Raw genomic sequence first — 22,385 nt, 5'->3', positions numbered from 1 at the left:
AACTTGTTGATTTTGTCTTTAGGAGCTAATATTCTTCAAATAAACGAAATATATTCCTAAAAATTTTAACTCAAAGATTAAATCGTTATTATGCTGTTTGAAAATATCGTGCCAAACTAAAATTGTTGTCCAATAATAAAATGCGTTTCCCAGCCATTCTTTCTCGTTTGCCCTGGTAATGCGTCAAATCCATGACCAAAGTCAATACCCAATAGACCAAAGGCTGGCATAAAGATTCTAAGGCCAAACCCGGCAGATCGATTAATGTTAAATGGATTGTAATCTCTAAAATTATCAAACGAAGCTCCACCTTCAATAAACGTCAATCCATAAATCTTTGCTTGCTGTCCAAGGGTAATAGGATATCTAAGTTCTAAAGAAAACTTGTTATATATGGTTCCACCATCTTGAGATGATAATGATTGGTTTGGATATCCTCTGAGCTGAATAACTTCTCTTCCATCCAATGTTCTGTTACCTAGACCATCACCACCAACGAAGAAACGCTCAAAAGGAATAACACCTCTGTCATTGTTATACGCACCTAAGAATCCGAATTCTATACCAGACTTAAGTACCAACTTGTCTACAGGGTTTGTATACCAATCTCCCTTGAATTTTATCTTGTAGAACTCTAACCATTTAAAACGCTCTTGATCTATTTCTCCTACACGATCAGAGGCATCTTGTCTCACAGCATCAGAGTTATTTACATCGTCTCTAATGGCTATTTGATCTTCTCTTTCTGTTCTCAACGCTTTATAGTCAGTACTGTTAAAGAGCGAATATGGTAACGAGAATTTAGCAGATACAGCAAAATTTGATCCACCAGTAGGATAGATAGGGTCTGTATATGTATTGTTTCTTGTTAACCCTATGGTGTAGGATAAGTTATTTGAGAATCCGTTTCCGAATGTAAATAATCCTGTATTGTAATTCTTTAAGCTATAATGTTGAAAACCAACAGCTTGAGATAATTGGAAGTAATCATCAGGAACTTTTAATCGTTTTGCAATACCAACCGAAAGACCATAGATGGTAAATCGTCTGTCTTTATCTGCATCTCTAGTTACAGGGTTGAATAAGAACTGTCTCGAAATAGAAGCTGAAGTAGAAAGTCTTACAGGTTCTTTACCTCCTAACCAAGGTTCACTAAATGAGAAGCTATACGTTTGGAAAAAACGACTGGCTTGTAGTCTTAAAGCTAGGCTCTGACCATCTCCCATAGGAATTGGCTTATAAGCTTCCTTGTTGAAAATATTTCTTAATGAAAAGTTGTTGAACGATAATCCTAAGGTTCCGATGAAACCACCACCACCATAACCACCTTGAAGCTCTATCTGGCTAGATCCTCTCTCAACTACCGAATACTCCATATCCAGAGTTCCTTCATTTGGATTTGGGTTTTTAAGGTTTGGCGAAATTTGCTGTGCATCAAAGAATCCTAATTGACCTAATTCTCTAATGGTTCTAATTACATTTTGACGACTGTAAAGTTGTCCTGGTCTGGTTCTTAATTCACGATAAATAACATGATCGTTGGTTCTATCATTTCCAACTACAGTGATATTGTTGAAATATGCTGGCTTTCCTTCAGATATACGAATTTCTAAATCAATTACATTCCCATCGGCACTTACTTCAACTGGGTTAATGCTCGAAAACAGATATCCATTATTTTGATACAGGTTAGTAAGGTCTACTGCATCTGGCTTAGAATCGTCTGCGATACGTTTTTTTAACTCCACACCATTATATGTAGAGCCTTCTCTAATCCTAAGGATTCTGGCTAATTGATCATCTGTGTAAACAGTATTACCGACGAAGGAAATTTTACCAAACGTGTATTTTTCACCTTCTTCAACATCTATTGCTAAGGAAATGGTCTTATCATCGTTAATAATGATAGAATCTTTAATGATTCTGGCATCTCTATAACCTTTCTCTTTATAGTTGTCTATAATACTTGTGAGATCCTCTTCGTATTTTTCTTCAATATATTTTGAACGTTTTAGAAAACGAATTGGATTTTTCTTCTTGGTATTTTTCATGGCTTTTCTAAGCTTTTTATCGCTTAGTTTCTCATTGCCATTAAAAGTGATATTCTTGATTTTAACCTTTTCACCTTTATCAATAAAAACCACCATGTCTACACGTTGTTTCTCTATAGAGTCAACAACTTCTGTAGTGGCTATATTTACTTTAGTGTTTAGGTATCCCTTTTCCTGATACTTTCTTGTAAGGTAGTTTTTTGTAGTAGTAATAAGGTTTTCTGTAACCTTAACACCTTTGTCTAGCTTATTTTCTTTAACAATCTCGTCTTTCTTTCCTTTCTTAACACCACTGATGGAGACTTCATTAAGTTCGGGAAGGTCATTTATACTTAACTCTAGATCAATTACATCACCTTCTTGCTTAACCATATAGATATCGATACTACTAAAGAGGTTAGATGTCCAAAGCTTTTTAATAGCTGTAGTCAGCTTTTCACCAGGGATTTTTATTTTATCTCCTTTTCGTAATCTAGAAAAAGAAATTACAGTTGAAGCATTAAAACTTGTGTTACCGCTTACTGTAATCTCTCCGATGGTGTATGTTTTTCCTGAGTTATAATTTACCTCCTGAGCATTAACCAATGTAACTGATATAAAAAACAGAAAGCAAAAGAGTAGTTTTATAGATCTTTTCAAGAAAGTAGTATTATGAAAGTTGTTCACTTGTTTTTCCAAATCGTCGTTCTCTATTTTGATAATTAATTAGGGCAGTATACAAATCTTCCTTTGTAAAATCTGGCCATAAAATATCAGTAAAATACAATTCTGCATAAGCAATTTGCCACAACAAAAAATTACTGATTCGTTGCTCACCACTAGTGCGAATCAATAAGTCTACATCTGGCAAATTTTGCGTGTAAAGATGCTTATTAATAATCGATTCGTCAATATTTTCGGCAGAAATTATATTATTTTTAACTTTATCACTTAAGACCTTCACTGCGCTAACTAGTTCTTCTCTTGAGCCATAACTTAAGGCCAGAGTCAATGTCATGTTAGCATTATCTTTAGTTTTTTCGATAACCTCTTGTAGCTCGTTATAAGCTTTACTAGGCAGGTCATTTAAAGCACCAATTGCAGTGAGTTTTATATTATTATCTTGGAGTGTTTTTATTTCTTTTTTCAGAGACTTAACCAGAAGTTTCATAAGTGTTTGAACTTCTAGCTTTGGTCTATTCCAATTTTCAGTAGAAAAAGCATACAGGGTAAGATGTTTGATACCAAGCTCGGCAGAGGCTTCAACCGTTTGTCTTACTGCTTCAGTACCTTTTTCGTGACCAATTACTCTCATCATACCTTTTTTCTTAGCCCAGCGACCATTACCATCCATGATAACAGCTATATGTGCAGGAAGCTTTTCCTTAAGTATTTGATCTTTTAAATTCATTTAATAATTACAATAACAAGGTTTACGACCAAAGGTATAAGTAAGTGTTACTCCTGTAAACACATACCAATCGTCGCTATTTGTATTTCCAAAACTGAACACTTGAAGTTCTTCAGCATCTGGAACACTACCATCTAATTCATCAGAAAATGTATACCTGGCACCAATTTCTGCTGCTAATATTAAATGGGGTGAAATATTTGATTTTACACCCAAAACCATAGGAATGCCATAGGCCCAACTGCTTGTGCCTTCATCTAAACGCTCTCCCGTATTAGAAAAATAATAGTTCTTATGATTGGCTGTAGATATTCCTGTATAAAGATATGGAGTCACTTTTGGCTTAGAGTCATGTAGATTGAAATCGAAAAAGGTAAACTCCATTCCTGCTGAAATCTCTAAGATACTTGTGTTAAAACTGTACCCACGGGCGATACGTCTAGGGTCATCAGATTTTCCGTCTATTCCTTCCAAATCCGAGAAAATGACTGATGCTCTAAACGAATGTCTTGGGCTTCGATTCCATTTTACAATCCCACCAATAGCTAATTGATTTGGAGAAATATAGTTTGTTGCACCAACATCTCCAATGAAGTTACTTCCACCGACAAATACACCAACTTCATATATCTGTGAATGTGAACTGTATATAAAACCGATACTCATTAAAAATATGATTAAATATCTCATAGATTTTTAAAAGTTTGCAAATATAACAAATAAGATGAGCCTATAATAAATTTAGGCTCATTAGTCTGTTACATAAACAACATTATAGTTGATTTATTGCTCATTGTCGTTAAAACGAATTTAATTGCGACGATCTTCACCCCAAAGCATTTTTTTTCGAAGTGTATCAATAAAACTTTCGTCAATTAATTCGACCATTTTTATTTTGAAAGGGGCTTTCTTTATGGTTACTATAGCAGAATTGGGTAAAGTAGCTATTCTGGAGTCTAGCGAAATCAAATAGTGGTCCTCTCTTCCATCTACTTTGAGTTGTATCTCTGTATTGTCCGGAATCACCAAAGGCCTTACATTAAGGTTATGAGGTGCAATAGGTGTAAGTACTAAATTGTTGGCTTCTGGGGTAATTATAGGACCACCACAGCTCAATGAATATCCTGTTGATCCTGTTGGCGTTGAAATAATCAACCCATCCGACCAGTATGATGCTAAAAATTCTCCATTCAAATGCGTATCAACAGTAATCATAGATGTGGTGTTCTTACGACTCACAGCAATTTCGTTGAGTGCATAATTCATTTCCTTTAAGCTAGAGTTTTCAGGATTGGTTTCTACACAAAGTAGTGTGCGTTCAGAAATTTTATAATTCCCAGAAAGAATATCGTCAAAAGCCTGAGTAATAAAATCTGGTTGAATTGTTGCCAAAAACCCTAATCGTCCTGTATTGATACCTACAATAGGAATTGATAAGTCTTCAACTCTAGTGATAGCTCTAAGAATAGTACCATCGCCACCAATGCTAACCATAAGGTCATAGGTGTTGTCCAGTGCGGTAAACGTCTTTAAATTGTTGAGAGACAGACTAGACTTTGATTTTATAGTCTTGTAGAATTCTTTTTCTATGAAAACTTTAGAGGTATGGTTAGATAGATAGTCTAGAAGTATGTCTACACTGTCTTCTGTGTGATTATGATAGGATTGACCGAAAATGGCAATTTTCATGAGTTATAGATCAAGATATTTTTTTAAATAATCAGAGCGTTCTTTTAAGCTTTCGATATAGGAATCTTCTTCATGCCCAGAAACAATATTATAACTGTAACGCCTAAAGGTCTGTATAACATCGCTAAGACCTGCATTGCCGATCTTCATTGTGATTTGAGCAACATCACTTTCTACTTTAGAAATAAAAGCGCCCAATAACTTAGCATTATTGGACTCTACAATTTGACTTATCTCGCTAAAAGAAAAGTCTTGAAATCCTTTTTCAACAATCAAAATGCCTCCAGGTTCCGAAAAAAATGGTGTTTCGTTAAATAAGCCAATAATATCGTTGAGTTCGTAATAGCCTAGGTAGTTGTTCTTTTCATCAAGCACTGGCATTATATTCGTATTGTTTTGAGCAAAAGCTTCAAGTACATCTAGCCAATTTGTTTTAGGTCTTACAAAGAAACCCTCAATAGTATAGTTGCAATCTACAATAGATTTAGTGCCGTCAAAGCAATGCGCATCAGTTTCCGACATACAACCTAAATAAGTTCCATCTTTTTCGATAGGGATGTGCGAGTAAGTTAATTGATTGAACAACAATTGAAGATCACTAATAGGATCATCAATATTCAAGGGTTTTATATCATTAATAATGTAATGTCGTAAAGGCATATCTCGGTATGAATTGACCATGCAAATTAATCAAAAATAACAACAAAATGCTTGCTTGTCTTTGTATTTTTGTACTCCAAATTACAATGATGACAAAGTTAAGTGTTAATATAAACAAGATTGCTACCTTAAGAAATTCGCGAGGTGGAGATGTGCCCAATGTAGTTCAGTTTGCAAAAGACGTGCAACGTTTTGGAGCAGAGGGTGTTACTGTGCATCCAAGGCCAGATGAACGTCATATTAGATATAGAGATGTAAGTGATCTTAAACCTGTAGTATATACTGAGTTTAATATTGAAGGCAATCCAATACCGAAGTTTATCGATATGGTTTTAGAGGCAAAACCTACACAGGTAACATTAGTTCCCGATGCTGTGGATGCTATAACCAGTAATGCAGGTTGGGATACTTTGAAGCACAAAGATTTTTTGTCTGAAGTTATCGCAGAATTCAAAAGTAATGGCATTAGAACTTCAATCTTTCTCGATCCAGATTTAGGACAAGTTGAGGGTGCTAAGGCAACAGGTACTGATCGTATTGAACTATACACTGAAGCATTTGCACATCAATATGGATTAGGGAATACGCAAGCAATAGAACCTTATACGAAATGTGCTGAACTTGCCAACAATATAGGCCTTGGTGTTAATGCAGGACACGATCTTTCTTTGGACAATATTAAATTCTTCAAGGATAATATTCCTGGTTTACTAGAAGTATCAATAGGACATGCTTTAATTTCCGAGAGTTTGTATATGGGAATTGAAAATGTGATTCAAATGTATTTACATAAACTAAAATAATGTTATTGCATTCAAACATAATAGGAGAAAACGGAACCCCTTTCATTATTCTTCATGGATTCTTGGGAATGGGAGACAATTGGAAAACCCTTGGGCGTCAATTTTCTGAAGAAGGGTTTCAGGTTCATCTTATAGACCAACGCAATCATGGGCGTAGTTTTCATCATGATGAGTTTAATTATGATGTCATGGTTGAAGACTTAAAGCATTACTGCGACTATTACGAGTTAGAAGATAGTATCGTATTGGGTCATTCAATGGGTGGAAAAACAGCAATGGGCTTCGCAACGCAATACCCAGAGTTGGTTTCAAAATTGATCGTTGCAGATATATCACCACGATTTTATCCAATACACCATGACCTAATACTTGAAGGATTGACTAGTTTAGATTTTGATGCTATAACCAGTAGAGGAGAGGCCGATAAGTTGCTTAGTGACTATGTTCCAGATTTTGGAACACGACAATTTTTACTCAAAAACTTGTATTGGGTAGAAAAAGGAAGGCTTGGACTTAGAGTGAATCTTCCCATATTAAAAGAGGAAGTAGCTGAAGTTGGTGAAGTATTATCAGCACACGCAATCTATTCTAAACCAACATTATTTCTAAGAGGAGATAAATCAGAATATATCGGTCCGCAAGATGAAGTCCTTATACCAAATCATTTTCCAAATTCAGAAATAAGAACAGTAGCAAATGCAGGGCATTGGTTACATGCTGAAAATCCTAAAGATTTTTATTCTGAAGTATTAGAATTCTTGAAATAAAGTCGATTATCTAATAATCACCTTTTTTGAGAAACGAAGAGATTCGTCTTTGGCGTAAAAATGCATGATGTAAACTCCATCTTGTAAATTATGGTTAGTCAAATAAACTTCGTCCGAGATGCTGTGAGGTCTAATGTTTGAATAATCTGCAGCTAATCTTCCAAGCGTGTCATAAATAGAAATATCTAAATTGCTTATAGTATTCGGTACCTTTACTTTTATGCTTTCTGGAGAACTTTCGAAAACTACAAAATCATCACTACTTAACGAATTATCTGTTATACTAAGTGTTTCGGTTTTCGCTGCTAATGCGAATGTGCCAAACCCAGGGTTTTCAGTATAAGGAACCCAACTCCCAGATTCTAATCTAACCACAATAGGAGTGTTTAATGAAGATTCTCCATTATATGTAGCACCTATAGTTTCACTAAAACCAGAAGCGTCAAAATCTGCTGAATTTCCTTCTAGCTTTGTTACTGTCCAATATTCTACATCACTAAGGGAATAGGTACCTAATGACGAAGTATCACCATAAGGAGGTGTGTCCTGCGTATATTCTACTTCTACTTCATCTCCAATAGCGGTTGTAATTGCGAAAGGAGAGCTATTTACTTCATTTCCAGCATTGACAAGCGTAGTTCCCAAACCTTTAATGATAACTTTTCCGTCAACGTATTCGTTAGAGTTTGCCGACCAAGTGTTTCCAGCTTCAATAATAACAATACCAGTTCCATTTTGTTTTAGAGGAATACCAGATGTAGTAAAACTGACATCAGAACTTAAGAAAAATTCTCCATCACTATTAATTGAAAATTGTTGGCTATTAGCACCAAGTGATATTATTGCTGCTATCAGTATAAGTAGGGTGTTTTTCATTATATTAATATTATAGAATTTGGGTTTTGTAAATACCTGACAAATAAAATCATAAACTAATAAATGCCAGAATAATATTACAATTTGCAAAACTAAAAAAAAATGAAAAAGTGGCAAACTTTTTATTTTTTAAATGCCTTGACAGCCAAAATGATAGCTCTTATTTGTGAAGATTTTACAATTAGAAGAAATCTTTACTTTTTATTGCTTTAGTAAAAGCTAATAAGTTTGGATTCTATACTAAAAAAGTTGTACTTTTGCAGCCCAATTTTTATAGGTTTTAAAGATGAATATTACAAGAGAGAACATCGACGAACTCAATGCAGTAGTTAAAGTAGATATTGCAAAAGCTGACTATAGCGATAAGGTAGAGAAAATTTTATCCGATTACCGTAAGTCTGCAAACATTCCTGGTTTTAGAAAAGGACATGTGCCAATGGGAATGGTAAAAAAGCAATACGGTAAGGCTGTTTTGGTAGATGAAGTTAATAAATTGCTTCAGGATGCATTAGGTAAATATCTTGTTGAAGAAAAGCTAGACGTGTTAGGTAATCCATTACCAAAGCCGCAAGACGATTTAGATTGGGATGCTGATGAGTTTACTTTTGAATTCGAATTAGGATTAGCTCCTTCATTCGAAGTAAAGCTAAAAGGAAAAAAAGCCATCACGCAATACAACATTATCGCTGACGAAAAAATGATCAACAACCAAGTTGAGCATATTCAAAAGCAATATGGTAAGTTAGTTTCTCAAGACGAAGTCACATCAGATAGCGAGATTACAGGTGTATTCTTCAACGATGAAAAAGGGATAGATACTCCTGCAACAATTTCATTAGATAAGATAAAGGGAAAAGCAAACGAAAAGAAGTTTGTAGGTGCTAAAGTAGATGACATCATTACATTAAAGACCAAAGGGTTATTTAAAGACGATCACGATTTAATGACCTTCCTTAAGGTATCTCATGACGATGCTCACGGTTTGGATGTTGAGGTTACTTTTACAGTGAATGAGATCAACTCAAGAGAATTAGCTGACTTAGATCAGGAATTATTCGATAAGCTGTTTGGCAAAGGAAATGTAACGTCTGTGACTGAGCTTAAAGAGAGAATTAAAACAGATTCTGAAAAACAGTTTGCACAACAAGGAGATCAGAAATTATTGAATGATGTTACTGAATATCTAGTAGATAATACAAAATTCGATCTTCCAGCTGAGTTTTTAACAAAGTGGATGCAGACAGCAGGTGAAGAAGTAATGACTGAAGAGCAAGCTAAAGAAGAATATGAAAAGTCTGAAAAGAGCATGCGCTATCAGTTGATAGAAGGAAAACTTATTGAAGAGTATAAGCTACAAGTGCAGTTTGAAGACTTAAAAGCTTATGCGATGGATATGATTAAGGCTCAGATGGCTCAATTTGGTCAAATGGACCCTTCAGAAAAAGAATTAGAAGACATTGCTGCTCGTATTTTATCTAATAAAGATGAAGTAAAAAGACTATCAGATCAATTGATGAGTCAGAAGTTGTTAAAACTATACAAAGAGGAAGCAAATCTTAAGGTAAAAGAGATAACTTACGACGATTTTGTAAAAGAATTTTACAGTTAATCGTTATTGAATAAATCCTTATATTTAGAGCGTAAAACTGTAAGGTTTTACGCTTTTTTTATTAATTAATATTAGACATAAAAAGATTAATGGATTACGGAAAAGAATTTGAAAAGTTTGCGATAAAAGATCAAGGCATCAGTAGTACATATTACAACAAAATTATAAGTAGTATGTATCCTGTTGGCTTAACACCAAATATTATTGAAGAGCGTCAAATGAATATTGCCATTTTCGATGTGTTTTCTCGTTTAATGATGGATCGCATCATCTTTATGGGGACAGCAATCAATGATCAGGTAGCCAATATCATTCAGGCGCAGTTGTTGTTTTTGGAAAGTACAGATGCGTCAAAAGATATTCAAATCTATGTTAACTCTCCAGGAGGAAGTGTTTATGCTGGATTAGGCATATACGACACCATGCAGTTTATCAAACCAGATGTTGCTACCATTTGTACAGGAATGGCTGCATCAATGGGAGCGGTATTGCTTTGTGCAGGAGAAAAAGGAAAGCGTAGTGCTTTACCACACTCTAGAGTCATGATCCACCAACCACTTGGAGGTGCACAAGGGCAAGCCAGCGATATAGAAATTACTGCCAGAGAGATTTTAAAGCTTAAAGAAGAATTATACCAAATCATCAGTAAACATTCAGGGAAACCTTACGACAAAGTCTATGAAGATAGTGATAGAGACTTCTGGATGAAGGCAGATCAAGCCCTTGAATATGGTATGATTGACGAGGTTTTGTCTAGAAATTAATATATTGGTAAACTATTAAGATCGCTTTTTGCGAGTATTTAATACAATTTAGATGTCAAAAGAAGAGTTAGAATGTTCGTTTTGTGGAAGGAAAAAACCTGAAACCAATTTGTTGATTGCAGGTTTGGATGCACATATCTGCGACCGTTGTATAGAACAAGCTCATGGTATTGTCTTAGAAGAATCTAAGCAAAGCGATAATTCCGAATTATCTGCTGAGCTGATGCTCAGAAAGCCTCAGCAAATAAAGGCTTTCCTAGACGAATATATCATTGGTCAGGAGTATACCAAGAAGATTATGTCTGTCGCGGTATACAATCACTACAAGCGATTATTACAACCACCATCCGAAGATAGTATTGAGATTCAAAAATCCAATATTGTTATGGTTGGGCAAACTGGTACAGGGAAGACATTAATGGCCAAAACTGTAGCAAGGATGCTCAATGTGCCTTTGGCAATTGTTGATGCCACTGTACTTACAGAAGCGGGTTATGTAGGTGAAGATGTAGAAAGTATTCTAACGAGACTGCTACAAGCTGCAGATTATAACCTTGAAAAAGCTGAAAAAGGAATCGTTTTTATTGATGAAATCGATAAGATTGCACGCAAGAGTGACAACCCTTCAATCACTAGAGATGTTTCTGGTGAAGGTGTTCAGCAAGCATTACTTAAATTGCTTGAAGGTACCACAGTAAATGTACCACCAAAAGGAGGACGTAAGCATCCAGATCAGAAATTTATTGAAGTTAATACTGAAAACATTCTGTTCATTGCGGGAGGAGCCTTTGATGGTATAGAGCGTATTATTTCTAAACGTCTGAACATGCAGGCCGTTGGTTATAGTGCTTCCAAGGCAGATGAGGTTGTAGACAATGATAATTTATTACAGTACATTATTCCAAAGGATTTAAAAGATTTTGGTTTGATTCCTGAAATTATTGGACGTTTACCTGTATTAACACACATGAATCCTTTAGATGCCAATACGCTAAGAGCGATTCTTACAGAGCCTAAAAATGCTATCATAAAGCAATACAAGAAGCTTTTTGCCATGGACGATATAGAGTTTGCTATTACCGATGGTGCTTTAGAGTTTATTGTAGATAAAGCGATTGAATACAAATTAGGAGCCAGAGGACTACGCTCATTGTGTGAAGCGATATTAACGGATGCCATGTTTGAAATGCCGTCGAGCGATGAGAAAAAACTCAACGTTACCAAAGCCTATGCACAAGATAAGCTTACTAAAACAACTTTAAAGAAATTGAAAGCGGTGTCTTAATTAGAAGACGACTTTTAAAATATTTATCAGCCTTGTCATTTATGATGAGGCTGATTTGTTTTTAGCCTGAATCTTTTTTACCAGATTACCAATCGTTAATCCTTGAACCAGTATAGAGAATACCACCACCACATAGGTAATTACCAAAAACATGTCTCTATTCATGTCTTGAGATAAACCTAATGCCAGCGCTATTGAGATACCACCTCGAAGTCCTCCCCAAGTCATTATAGTATTCGTTTTTGGAACAAAATCTAGCTTTTTCTTGAAAAGGTTTACAGGTAATAATAATGATACATAACGACAAGCCAATACAATAGGAATTGCTAAAGCTCCAGCCAAGAAATAGTTTTTGTCGTAAACTAACACGAGCATTTCCATCCCAATCAGTACAAAAAGAATGGCATTGAGGAGAATATCAATAAGCTCCCAGAATTTATCGACATAGAGTTCGGTAGTATCAGACATTGCATTACTTCTTATGGTATCATTACCTACAACCAATCCAGCAGTAACCATAGCCAAAGGTGCAGAAATATGAAGTTTTTGAGCTAAAATAGTACCACCCATTACCATCGCTAAAGTGATAATTACTTCAATATCAAAATCATCAATAGACTTCAGCATTCTATAGGTAAGCCATCCTAAAAGTAATCCAAATGCAATACCACCAATCACTTCAACACCAAACAGTTTTGCTATTTCCGAGATTTCTACAGAACCACTACCAGAAGCAATTTGATAAATGGTTAAGAACACAACAACACCAACACCATCATTGAATAGTGATTCACCGACAATTTTAGTTTCTAGTTTTTTGGGTACACCAGCTTTTTTCAAGATGCCCAAAACAGCAATAGGATCTGTAGGAGAAATTAATGCACCAAAGAGCAAGCAGTAAATAAAGTTTGTTTCAAGACCAATAAGTCCAAGTACAAAATACATGGCGATTCCAACCAAAAATGTAGACACTACAACACCAAGCGTAGAGAACAAAAGTATAGGCCAACGCTGCACTTTTAATTGCTGGAAATTAGTATGCATAGCACCTGCAAAGAGTAAGAAACTAAGCATGTGATCCAAGAGCAAATCTTTGAAATCAATTTGGCGTATAAATTCTATTTCAGTTTGAAGTAAGGTGTCATCAAAATAACTCAAGCCAAAAACAGCTAAGGTGTATACTATGGTAATGAGCATTAACCCAATAGTGTTGGGTAATTTTAGAAATCGAACATTGATATAGCCAAAAACAGCTGCAAGTGTAACTAAGGCGGTTAGTATTAAATAATAATCCATTGAGTATTGTTGATGTACAAAAGTAATCCGTTTATGAAATACTTTCAATCACCTTTTCAGATTTTTACAAGAAATCTGAAATGTTTTTGAAGAATCATTATATCCAAGAAGCTAATCTTTAGAGGAATGTTTTATGTACTTCCCTACAACAATTGCTGTAACAATAACTAAATAAAATTGACCTGCCAAGCCCGTAATTATAGCCGCTTTTTGAGCTAAAGGTGTAGCTGGAGTAATATCACCATAGCCAATGGTCATTAATGTGATATATGAATAATACATTATGGAATCTAAACCTTGGGTGGCTCCTTCAGTTTGAATAACAATGCCATTGAATGAATTGGGTTCTATTATTTCCATAGTTGTGAACAAGAAGAAGGCTAAAAACCCTAAAGAAATATAACCACACATCAAGCCAATGATTACAATATTGTCAACCTTTTTAGAGTTCCATATTTGTAAAATTATTTGATGGGTTACGATCATATAAAAGACAAAATAGACCGAAAGTCGTATAATGAAATTATCCTGAAACCCAGACTCTCTTGTCATCATATCACTTCCAAAAACAATCAGAGAGATTGTAAACAAAATAATTAGAAACCACATCAGTTTCTTCTTTTTGGAGATTAGTAAAATGCCAGCAGCAGCATTAACCAGAAAGAGAACAGGAGTAAGTATGGTTTCAAAAAAAACACTCGGAAAGAACAAAGACCCAAACAGTATAAAGAGCTGAGTGCAAAAGAAAATCTCGAAGCGATGTTTATAAAGTTCTTTCATTAGAAACCAAAACCTAATCTAAATGCCAGACGTAGACCATCGTCACTATTGAATGCAGAAACATTTGCGGTCATCATTTTGGCCATGTTGACAAAGAAACCTCCTCCAAAAGAGTTATTCCATTTATCAGAGTTATCATTATCTATCCAAATACGTCCATAATCTACACCTCCATAAATACCAATATGAATTGGAAGTAACCCTGTTTTTAAACTGCTAAAACTCCAACGTACATCTGTGGATTGGGAAAAAGCACTTTTCCCCGTAAATCTCTGGAAACGATAACCTCTGAGACCATTATTAGCACCTAATGTAGCACCTTGATAGAACTCAAAATCATTACCTAGATTAATGTGTGCATTAAAATTTGTTGCCAAAACCACCTGACCACTAGGCACTAGTTTATAATCAAAGCCTAATTGTGGGATGATGTACCCAAACCCTTTCTCAGTACTTACATTGTTTTTGTAGCCTACTATCAACGAAGTATGCATTCCTAGAGTAGGGAAGGCGTCATTATCTCTATTCTCAAAATTATACTCAGCTTCAGCACCATAAAAATCTTGCTTGTCAAATACTGCATCGTCAGAAGGAAGCATACTTATGAAACGCCCTGCAGTTCTATCCACCTCATTAGATTCGTATAACACACCAAGCTTAAACTGTCCACCTTGTTGTCCTCTCCATACCAAAGAAGGCTTGGCACTAAGAGTTCTTATTTTTACACGGTTATAGTCTAAATCAACATCGAGACCATCATCTTCATCAGCTTCAGGATTTGGAGTTTCGTTACCAAAACCAAAGAAATTTACAGCATAGTTTGGACTATTAAAGTGCGCTTCGAAACCAAGGTTTATGTTCGGGAATAGATTGGCAAACTCACCATAATAATTAAAATCAAAACCACTAGTTGCAAAATAGTATGCTGCAGTAATTTGATGTTGCGCACTAAATGGATTGCGCTCAAAACCATAGTTAGTAAATACTGCATTAGCACCGATTCTAAAACCATCGTCTGGATTAGCTCCTAGACTTGGTAAAATCTGTACAGTATTGTTTTTTAATTTTCTATAGTCGTAGACATTCGTATTGTAATTGTCAGAAAACTTTTGTTTGCCTTTATTAGTAATTACAGTATTGTTCTTGGATTTGTAATCATAGTAAGTAATGCGTTTGCCGTTCTCTATATTGTAAGTGTCATTGTTTTGTCCACCAATTAAACGGACTTTGATTTCTCTATCACCTTCACCAAACACATAAAACATATCATCATCGTCTAAGGCATAAATCCATATCTCTTTAGTGTCATCGCAAGTATAAGTGCGTTCATGGAACTTGTCTTTTTTCTCTCCATTTTTGATTCGATATGCAGTGACTTTGGTTTGTCCATTAGGCATACGCTCTATGTCAAACCAATCGTCTTTATTAGTGCCTTTGATAACAGCATATTGATTAATAAGCTGATAATAACGATCCGATATTTTCTGAAGGTTTCCACGTCGTGCTTTTAGTTTGCGCTTAATGTCATCTACCGTTTCATCTCTAACTTCCTCAGGAATATTCATAAAAGCAGTTTCGATAACAGCATCGGTAACGTTATCCTGAATGTGCTTAACCTGTGCATCCCAAATGTCTTTTCCAGATTGCATAATTAATTCCATATCCAAAGGATATGGCTCAAAATTCACCCCTTTTACATCTTCTAAGTCATCACTATATTCTCTAAGCAATCGAGCTGTTGGGACTAACTTCACAGCAGCACCAAGTAAAAACCCATCAGACATAATAGAAAACGCCTGGTCACGATCCCTAGGCATAGGGCGATACACCTTCTTACCATCTTCTTTGAACTCTATCCAGCGCCATTGGTCTTGGTGTCTATCCCAATCGCCAATGAGCATATCAAACAATCTGGCTTTGATATATGAGGCTTCGTCAATGACAATGTCTTCATCTTTATGAATCTTCTTCATCATATCGTCAGTGCTCAATAGCTTGTCTTGATAACCAAAACTTGCTTTATCACTATGACCTTCAGAAGTATGTTCTTCAATCATATACAACTCATCACCAAATTCATCATTATAAGCACCTAAGTGTTCTTGCTTCGGAACATAGTACAAAACAGGATTAGTATGATATACGCCTATTGCATCAGCAAGATCACCAACAACGAAAGGTGCATAAGGATGCGCACCTGTAAAAATATCAAGGATTAAATCTTCCGTAGCAGTATCATCGAATTGGCCTTCGATATATTGGTCTTTAAATAATACCGCTTGCAAATATTGTAATGCTTGTTTTCTCAAAGCACGCATCACATACTGTGTGCCATTTTCGTCTTCTAACCGAAGCGATTTAGACTGATTTCCACCACCTTTTCTAACAGGTGACAACCCTCCAAATAATGTATCGAGTTTTACATTTGGAGCTTTAACTTTTGTGCTATAATACTTTCGATAACGATCACCCCAAAGGAATTTGTGAAAGCCTCCTACATCTGTTTCTTCTTCAGAATAAATAGATGCAGATGTATGTGATGCCATATTATCGTTATAATTGACATTAGTTTTGAGTTCGTTAGGAGGGAAAACCTGCGTTTCAAAAACAATTTCTAGGTCATCAGTTGAGTAGAATGTCACATGCGAAGATCCATCTTCAAAGACATCGAGTTTGGCATAACCAGGAGTACCATATCCAAACTGTCCGCTGCCAACATTGCGTACTGCAGAAACCTTGGAACCAGAGCCACTAACAATTTGGTGTAGATTGTCTTCTATTAAATATTGAAGGTTATGCTCATGACCAGAGACAAAAACCACTTTTTTATTGGCTTGAGCCAATGTTACCAAGCGTGTTTTTAATTCATTGTATCTCGAATTTTGAAGATCTACGTTAGCAACACCACTCGTTTTTCTAATCACATTTTTTAGAGTCCCAAGAATAGGAAGCGGTTTCATGTGATCTGCAAAAGTAAACTGACCACCATGTGAACCATTGGTATACATTGGGTGGTGGATGGCCACAATTGTAGTTTTACCACGTGCTTTTTTAATAAGGCTATCGAACTCGTCTAAAAAGCCTTGTCTTGTTTTAATATCACAATCATCATTTATGGTAGGATGATTGTTCCAGTTGGTGACGTACCAATGACTGTCTATAATAATTAATTCTATGTCTTCAGAAATATGAATCTTATCTATTGCGCAACCGTTCTCTGGTAAAAACGTATTCTTACCCAATTCATCCTCTACAAACTTTTCCTGATCCTTAAGACCACCAATACCAGAATACCAATCGTGATTTCCTGGGATAAATACTGTTCTGCCCTTAAAATTCTCAGCAGCATCTGTTTGAATTTTTATGCGATGCTTTGCCAACTCATAGTCGGGACTAGATTTTTTTGGCAATCCTTTTTCATAAATATTATCCCCAAGAAAAATTGCTGTACTATTTTCCGAAGCACCATCTAGCTCGGAAGCAAACATATCTAAGGCATTTGAAGTATCTCCTAGTGGAGAATTACCAGCATCACCAATGAGGTAGAAGGAATGTGCAATGTTCTTATCAGGGAATTCAACTTGTGCAGAAGAATCTTTGTATTGAGGCTTGAAAGTAGCACAAGAACTTATAAGCACAAGACTTGCAACTGTTAAAAGGGAATATTTAAGCTTCATAAATGAGTTAGTTAAATGCAAATTTAAAGTTAAGACTTTTTTGACATTTAATGTTAGACGTAAAAAAGAAGCTAAACTTTAAATAAAATTAATTCATCGAGCGATACTTTGCAGGACTCATGCCTGTTTTAGATTTGAATAACTTACTAAAATGTTGAGGATATTCAAACCCAAGGTCGTATGCAATTTCGCTTATGGAGTTTGTCGTTCCAAGGAGGCGATTCTTTGCTTTGTTGACTACAAAAGCATAAATGTGATCTTTAGCGTTTTTGCCAGTTTCCTTTTTTAGCAAATCGCTGAGGTAATTGGGTGACATATTTAGAGCTTCACCACAATATCTTACTGAGGGTAAGCCTAGTTCTGAAGGCTTCTCGGAAGCGAAATACTCTTTTAGCAAATGTTCAAATTCAGAAACATGATCTTGATTAAGATTTGTACGAACATAAAACTGTCGGTCATAATAGCGCATACAATAATCGAGGATTAGTTCAATATTGGATATAATTAGCTTTTGACTATGCTTATCAATATTTTGATTGTACTCTTTTTCTATTTTATGTATCAATTCTGTGATTGTTTCCTGCTCCTCATCGGATAGATGCAAAGCTTCGTGAACTTCGTAGTCAAAAAAGGTGTAATTACTAATAGTACTACCGAGTTCAGATTTTCTAATTAAATCTGGATGAAACAAAAGCATCCAGCCTTTAGAGTTGTCTTCTATATTTTTTTCTTCTGAAGACATCACCTGATTGGGTTTTGAAAAAATTAATGTGCCTTCGTTAAAATCGTAACTATTACGACCATAACCCATAGAACCAGTAATACCATCTTTTAAGGATATCATGAAAAGATCAGTGTTGAACTTAACGCCTTTGTACCGATTAAAATCAGGGAAATCCTTTGCCCACATTACTGAGACCAAGGGATGCTTTGGAGGTGGCATACCAAAAAGCTTGTTGGCTTCAGTAATTGATTTTATATGAAAAATGTCTTCCATTATATATAGATATATCAAACTTACAATTAGTTTTCGACTTCCTGCATCTGTCTAATCTGCTTTAAGACCATTTTCTTTGGTGTAAATGGAAGAGACTTCATCATTATATTTTGCATGAAGGTTAACCCAGAAACTACATCTAGCTTTCCTTTGATCATGCCGTTGTAACCATCTTCAGCTACAGAACGTGCAGTTACTGTTTTTTCGAATAAGCCAGTTTCATCCATACCAGACGTTGCAGCAAATTCTGTTTCTGTTGCACCAGGCATAAGTGTGGTTACTGTAACATTTGTGTCGTGCAATTCTTCTGCAATGGCATTTCCTAGATACGTTACATAAGCTTTAGACGCAAAGTAAATGGCTTGTAATGGACCAGGCATAAAACTAGCCGTAGACGATGTGTTCAATATTTTACCACTATTTCTTTTGATCATTTCTGGTAAGAACAAATACATCAATTCTGTAAGTGCTGCCATATTGAGATTAATCATTTGCTGTTGGCGTTCCCATGAAAGTTCATGGAACTTTCCACGCAGACCAAAACCTGCATTATTGATTAAATAATCTACTTGGATTCCGGTTTGCTTTACTTCAGTAAATAACTCTCTAGCTGCTTCAGGCTTACTAAGATCTTTGACAATAGTCATAACTTTCACATTATGCTTTTGCTCTAATTCAGCCTTTAGGTCGTTCAATTTTTCTTGTCGCCTCGCCACAATAATGACGTTGCCACCGCTTTCAGCATGTATTCTAGCCAATTCTTTTCCAATGCCACTTGATGCTCCTGTGATTAATGCTGTTGTACTCATGATTTATATTTTTTAATTGTTATCAGTTTTGTTGATACAAAGGTATTATGCGACGCAACCTCAGATGTATACATTTTACAGAAAGGCGTATACATTTTACAGAAGAAAAAACTGCCGTCAAGAAAGTTTTCCGGACGACAGTTTTCTACCAATCAATCAAAAAACGGTGTATGATTTAAATCTCACCAATCGTTGTCCACCAATCTGTGGTACTATAATTTTCATCATTTATCAATATGGCTTCACCTATTTTTGGTGTAAGCATTTTAATTCCATTTTCAGAGGCTGTTTTAGATGCTCTCATAACAGGTTCATTCCAGGCATGCAATGCCAACTTAAAAGCACCCCAATGTATTGGCATCATTATATTGGCTCTAACATCTATAGTCGCTTTAATTGTTTCTTCTGGCATCATATGAATATGAGACCATTGCTCATTGTACTGTCCACATTCCATCATCGCAAAATCAAACGGACCATATTGTTCACCAATATCTTTGAAGTGTTTGCCATAACCACTATCTCCACTAAAAAACATGCTCGTGTTTTTAGATTTAATCACCCAAGAACACCACAATGTGTTATTTCTTGTAAAACCACGTCCAGAAAAATGGCGTGCTGGTGTAGCTGCAAATTCTATGTCATTGAAATTGGTACTTTCCCACCAATCAAACTCCTGAATTCTATCTCCTTCAACACCCCATTCAGTAAGGTGTGCTTTAATACCCAATGGAACATAAAACTGTTTTACCTTCGATTTTAGTTTAGTAATAGATTCGTAATCTAAGTGATCGTAATGATCGTGAGAGATTAATACAATGTCTATCTCTGGTAATTCCTCAATAGTAATCGGTAACTTTTCGTTAAATCGTCCACTTCCCAATAAAGGGTGAGGCGCAGGAACATTTCCTAACATTGGGTCTATAAAAATGGTAGTGTCATCTAACTCTATTAGCAAAGCAGAATGCCCAAACCAAGTTATTCTAGGTTGGTTTAATTCGTTTTCAAAATATGAAGCAGATAAATTCTTCTGAGGTAATTCCTTGGTTGGTGTCTTTCCATTACCAGAAGTAAAAAACTCTGGAATAGTACTTAATTTAAATCCTGTACTCTGAAGCGTGTGTTCTAAATTTTTGAAAGCCTTGTTCTCATAATTAGGAGAGCTGTTAATTTTTACCAAACTTTCTTCTGAAGGGGTGCCTCCAAATTGTGGGCTTGTATTAACAAAAACAAAGCCTAATATTCCTATTGCTACAATAACACCTAATATTCCTAATAACATGCGTTTTAATATTTTTAATGTTTTTTTTATCATCACTTAATTGACTTCTTGCATTTGTCGAATTATACTTAAATTGTTGGTACAAAGGTATTATGCAACTCGATCTCAGATGTATACATTTTACAGAAAGGCGTATACATTTTACAGGAAAGGATTCTTTTTAATAATTCCTATTTTTACAAAAAGTCTACTATGAACTATGATGCGCTTTTAGAATCTCAACGAAATTTCTTCTTATCTCAGGGAACGAAGTCTTTAAAGTTCAGAAAAGAACAATTAAAGACGTTGAAACGTCTTCTAAAAGATAATGAAAGTCGTTTGCATGAGGCTATCTATAAAGACTTCAAAAAATCTGAGACAGAGAACTACCTCACTGAGTTGTATCTTATTTATCATGAAATTGATAATGCGATAAAGAACTTAGACCAATGGGCTCGGAAAGAACGCGTCAGTACTAACTTTTTTAATTTCCCAGCAAGAAGTTATATCCTTAAGGAACCCCTTGGTGTTACTCTGGTTATTGGAGCGTGGAACTATCCTTACAATTTGTGTTTTATACCATCAATCGCTTCAATTGCAGCTGGTAATACCGTAATCCTGAAACCTAGTGAGTTGCCCTCAAATACTAGTGCATTAATGGCAGAGCTAATCAACTCCAATTTTGATAAAGGCTTTTTTCATGTGATTGAAGGCGGCGTGCCTGAAACTACAGCATTATTAGAACAGCGTTTTGACAAGATTTTCTTTACAGGTAGTCCTAAAGTTGGACAAATTATTTATCAAGCTGCAGCCAAGCATTTAACTCCAGTGACTTTGGAGTTGGGAGGGAAGAACCCAACGTTTTTCCATAAGGATGCAAACCTTAGTATGGGAATAAAACGTATGGTTTGGGCCAAGTTTTTAAATTCTGGGCAAACCTGTGTTGCTCCAGATTACATTCTGGTTCATGAAGATATCAAGGAGAAGTTCCTGAAGAAGTTGGTTGCAGAAATTGAAAAGCACAATTATAGCATAGATAGAGGTAATTTTTTGCAAATCATCAATGACCATAATCTGAAGCGATTGCAAAGTATGTTAACTAACGATAATGTCTATTATGGCGGTAATGTCAATGAAGGTGAACGATATATAGAACCCACAGTTTTATATCCTGTTAATTTGGATGACGCTGTGATGCAGGAGGAAATATTTGGACCTATTTTACCAGTATTAACGTATAGAAACCTAGATGAAGCCATTGCGATTACCAGACGGTATGAAAAACCGTTATCATGCTATGTTTTCTCTGGAAGTAGATCAGTAAAGAGACGCATTCTCAGCGAAATTTCATTTGGTTGTGGTAGTATTAATGAATCCATTATGAATTATTCGAATGATAAACTACCTTTTGGTGGTGTTGGTCATAGTGGTTTTGGAAGCTATCATGGTAAGTTTGGCTTTGATACGTTTTCACATCAAAAAGCAATGCTCGAAAAGCCTAATTGGCTAGAACTAAACCTGAAATATTACAAGTACACTAAAACCAAACTGAATATTATTAAACGTTTATTCTTTAGTGGAATTCGATACTAAACCAAGTGAACGTTACTTCGAATCATCTTTTTTACCAATAATAAAAGTGTCAGGTCGAGCGCAGTCGAGACCTAATCG

The 22,385-nt window shown here is 35.5% G+C and carries 18 protein-coding genes; 6 read left to right on the top strand and 12 right to left on the bottom strand.

Annotation, left to right across the window (positions count from 1 at the left end):
- Positions 1-116: 116 nt before the first annotated feature.
- The 5 genes from bamA to NCE97_RS13160 all read right to left on the bottom strand — a co-directional run bounded on the left by bamA (position 117) and on the right by NCE97_RS13160 (position 5,790).
- Positions 117-2,729 (bottom strand): outer membrane protein assembly factor BamA, encoded by a 2,613-nt coding sequence (gene bamA, locus NCE97_RS13180; RefSeq protein ID WP_503066120.1) that lies wholly within the window; start codon positions 2,727-2,729, stop codon positions 117-119.
- Positions 2,701-3,441 carry an undecaprenyl pyrophosphate synthase gene (gene uppS / locus NCE97_RS13175; RefSeq protein ID WP_353779741.1) on the bottom strand — a complete coding sequence of 247 codons (741 nt, stop codon included), beginning with the start codon at positions 3,439-3,441 and terminating at the stop codon, positions 2,701-2,703. Before uppS ends, bamA begins: the two co-directional genes overlap by 29 nt.
- Positions 3,442-4,107, bottom strand: coding sequence for a type IX secretion system protein PorG (porG, locus tag NCE97_RS13170; RefSeq protein WP_353779740.1), 666 nt, complete (start codon positions 4,105-4,107; stop codon positions 3,442-3,444).
- Positions 4,108-4,251: 144 nt separating this feature from the next.
- Positions 4,252-5,130: an NAD kinase gene (locus NCE97_RS13165; RefSeq protein ID WP_353779739.1), complete on the bottom strand. Its 879-nt coding sequence runs from the start codon at positions 5,128-5,130 to the stop codon at positions 4,252-4,254.
- Positions 5,131-5,133: 3 nt separating this feature from the next.
- Positions 5,134-5,790 (bottom strand): CBS domain-containing protein, encoded by a 657-nt coding sequence (locus NCE97_RS13160; protein ID WP_353779757.1) that lies wholly within the window; start codon positions 5,788-5,790, stop codon positions 5,134-5,136.
- An 89-nt stretch (positions 5,791-5,879) separates the two neighbouring features.
- Between NCE97_RS13160 and NCE97_RS13155 the strand changes: the two genes are divergently transcribed.
- Both NCE97_RS13155 and NCE97_RS13150 read left to right on the top strand, forming a co-directional pair.
- Entirely contained in the window at positions 5,880-6,593 is a 714-nt protein-coding gene (locus NCE97_RS13155) for a pyridoxine 5'-phosphate synthase (protein ID WP_353779756.1), read from the top strand.
- Positions 6,593-7,360 (top strand): alpha/beta fold hydrolase, encoded by a 768-nt coding sequence (locus NCE97_RS13150; protein WP_353779738.1) that lies wholly within the window; start codon positions 6,593-6,595, stop codon positions 7,358-7,360. Before NCE97_RS13155 ends, NCE97_RS13150 begins: the two co-directional genes overlap by 1 nt.
- Before the next feature lie 6 nt (positions 7,361-7,366).
- On the opposite strand, the gene NCE97_RS13145 is transcribed toward NCE97_RS13150, so the two are convergent.
- Entirely contained in the window at positions 7,367-8,236 is an 870-nt protein-coding gene (locus NCE97_RS13145; RefSeq protein ID WP_353779737.1) for a T9SS type A sorting domain-containing protein, read from the bottom strand.
- Between the two features lie 286 nt (positions 8,237-8,522).
- On the opposite strand from NCE97_RS13145, the gene tig reads away from it, so the two are divergent.
- From tig to clpX, 3 genes are all read left to right on the top strand, one after another.
- Positions 8,523-9,845 carry a trigger factor gene (gene tig, locus NCE97_RS13140; protein WP_353779736.1) on the top strand — a complete coding sequence of 441 codons (1,323 nt, stop codon included), beginning with the start codon at positions 8,523-8,525 and terminating at the stop codon, positions 9,843-9,845.
- Positions 9,846-9,934: 89 nt separating this feature from the next.
- The gene (clpP, locus tag NCE97_RS13135) at positions 9,935-10,609 is read left to right on the top strand and encodes an ATP-dependent Clp endopeptidase proteolytic subunit ClpP (RefSeq protein ID WP_353779735.1); all 675 of its coding nucleotides are present in this window, start codon (positions 9,935-9,937) and stop codon (positions 10,607-10,609) included.
- Positions 10,610-10,661: 52 nt separating this feature from the next.
- The gene (gene clpX / locus NCE97_RS13130) at positions 10,662-11,894 is read left to right on the top strand and encodes an ATP-dependent Clp protease ATP-binding subunit ClpX (RefSeq protein WP_353779734.1); all 1,233 of its coding nucleotides are present in this window, start codon (positions 10,662-10,664) and stop codon (positions 11,892-11,894) included.
- Between the two features lie 39 nt (positions 11,895-11,933).
- Here clpX and NCE97_RS13125 read toward each other — a convergent pair whose 3' ends face one another.
- The 6 genes from NCE97_RS13125 to NCE97_RS13100 form a co-directional block, all read right to left on the bottom strand.
- Positions 11,934-13,190, bottom strand: coding sequence for a cation:proton antiporter (locus NCE97_RS13125; protein ID WP_353779733.1), 1,257 nt, complete (start codon positions 13,188-13,190; stop codon positions 11,934-11,936).
- Positions 13,191-13,301: 111 nt separating this feature from the next.
- The gene (locus NCE97_RS13120; protein WP_353779732.1) at positions 13,302-13,970 is read right to left on the bottom strand and encodes an ion channel; all 669 of its coding nucleotides are present in this window, start codon (positions 13,968-13,970) and stop codon (positions 13,302-13,304) included.
- A complete protein-coding gene (locus NCE97_RS13115) occupies positions 13,970-17,647 on the bottom strand; it encodes a metallophosphoesterase (protein WP_353779731.1) in 3,678 nt (1,225 codons plus the stop codon). Before NCE97_RS13115 ends, NCE97_RS13120 begins: the two co-directional genes overlap by 1 nt.
- Positions 17,648-17,735: 88 nt before the next feature.
- The gene (locus NCE97_RS13110; protein ID WP_353779730.1) at positions 17,736-18,644 is read right to left on the bottom strand and encodes a helix-turn-helix domain-containing protein; all 909 of its coding nucleotides are present in this window, start codon (positions 18,642-18,644) and stop codon (positions 17,736-17,738) included.
- Positions 18,645-18,670: 26 nt separating this feature from the next.
- Positions 18,671-19,453 (bottom strand): SDR family NAD(P)-dependent oxidoreductase, encoded by a 783-nt coding sequence (locus NCE97_RS13105; RefSeq protein WP_353779729.1) that lies wholly within the window; start codon positions 19,451-19,453, stop codon positions 18,671-18,673.
- A gap of 175 nt (positions 19,454-19,628) precedes the next feature.
- Entirely contained in the window at positions 19,629-20,735 is a 1,107-nt protein-coding gene (locus NCE97_RS13100) for an MBL fold metallo-hydrolase (RefSeq protein ID WP_353779728.1), read from the bottom strand.
- 192 nt (positions 20,736-20,927) lie between these two features.
- Between NCE97_RS13100 and NCE97_RS13095 the strand changes: the two genes are divergently transcribed.
- Positions 20,928-22,307: an aldehyde dehydrogenase gene (locus tag NCE97_RS13095; RefSeq protein ID WP_353779727.1), complete on the top strand. Its 1,380-nt coding sequence runs from the start codon at positions 20,928-20,930 to the stop codon at positions 22,305-22,307.
- Positions 22,308-22,385: the final 78 nt, after the last annotated feature.

The organism is Winogradskyella sp. 3972H.M.0a.05, assembly GCF_040493455.1.
Taxonomy (GTDB): Bacteria; Bacteroidota; Bacteroidia; order Flavobacteriales; family Flavobacteriaceae; genus Microcosmobacter.
Note: the sequence above shows the minus strand (reverse complement) of the source record. Positions and strands in the feature narration are given on the sequence as shown.

What these genes read in the sequence shown, in the direction of transcription:
- uppS (WP_353779741.1), bottom strand. Translation starts at nt 3,441, where the DNA reads ATGAATTTAAAAGATCAAATACTTAAGGAAAAGCTTCCTGCACATATA.
- porG (WP_353779740.1), bottom strand. Translation starts at nt 4,107, where the DNA reads ATGAGTATCGGTTTTATATACAGTTCACATTCACAGATATATGAAGTT.
- NCE97_RS13165 (WP_353779739.1), bottom strand. Translation starts at nt 5,130, where the DNA reads ATGAAAATTGCCATTTTCGGTCAATCCTATCATAATCACACAGAAGAC.
- NCE97_RS13160 (WP_353779757.1), bottom strand. Translation starts at nt 5,790, where the DNA reads ATGCCTTTACGACATTACATTATTAATGATATAAAACCCTTGAATATT.
- NCE97_RS13155 (WP_353779756.1), top strand. Translation starts at nt 5,880, where the DNA reads ATGACAAAGTTAAGTGTTAATATAAACAAGATTGCTACCTTAAGAAAT.
- NCE97_RS13150 (WP_353779738.1), top strand. Translation starts at nt 6,593, where the DNA reads ATGTTATTGCATTCAAACATAATAGGAGAAAACGGAACCCCTTTCATT.
- NCE97_RS13145 (WP_353779737.1), bottom strand. Translation starts at nt 8,236, where the DNA reads ATGAAAAACACCCTACTTATACTGATAGCAGCAATAATATCACTTGGT.
- tig (WP_353779736.1), top strand. Translation starts at nt 8,523, where the DNA reads ATGAATATTACAAGAGAGAACATCGACGAACTCAATGCAGTAGTTAAA.
- clpP (WP_353779735.1), top strand. Translation starts at nt 9,935, where the DNA reads ATGGATTACGGAAAAGAATTTGAAAAGTTTGCGATAAAAGATCAAGGC.
- clpX (WP_353779734.1), top strand. Translation starts at nt 10,662, where the DNA reads ATGTCAAAAGAAGAGTTAGAATGTTCGTTTTGTGGAAGGAAAAAACCT.
- NCE97_RS13125 (WP_353779733.1), bottom strand. Translation starts at nt 13,190, where the DNA reads ATGGATTATTATTTAATACTAACCGCCTTAGTTACACTTGCAGCTGTT.
- NCE97_RS13120 (WP_353779732.1), bottom strand. Translation starts at nt 13,970, where the DNA reads ATGAAAGAACTTTATAAACATCGCTTCGAGATTTTCTTTTGCACTCAG.
- NCE97_RS13115 (WP_353779731.1), bottom strand. Translation starts at nt 17,647, where the DNA reads ATGAAGCTTAAATATTCCCTTTTAACAGTTGCAAGTCTTGTGCTTATA.
- NCE97_RS13110 (WP_353779730.1), bottom strand. Translation starts at nt 18,644, where the DNA reads ATGGAAGACATTTTTCATATAAAATCAATTACTGAAGCCAACAAGCTT.
- NCE97_RS13105 (WP_353779729.1), bottom strand. Translation starts at nt 19,453, where the DNA reads ATGAGTACAACAGCATTAATCACAGGAGCATCAAGTGGCATTGGAAAA.
- NCE97_RS13100 (WP_353779728.1), bottom strand. Translation starts at nt 20,735, where the DNA reads ATGTTATTAGGAATATTAGGTGTTATTGTAGCAATAGGAATATTAGGC.
- NCE97_RS13095 (WP_353779727.1), top strand. Translation starts at nt 20,928, where the DNA reads ATGAACTATGATGCGCTTTTAGAATCTCAACGAAATTTCTTCTTATCT.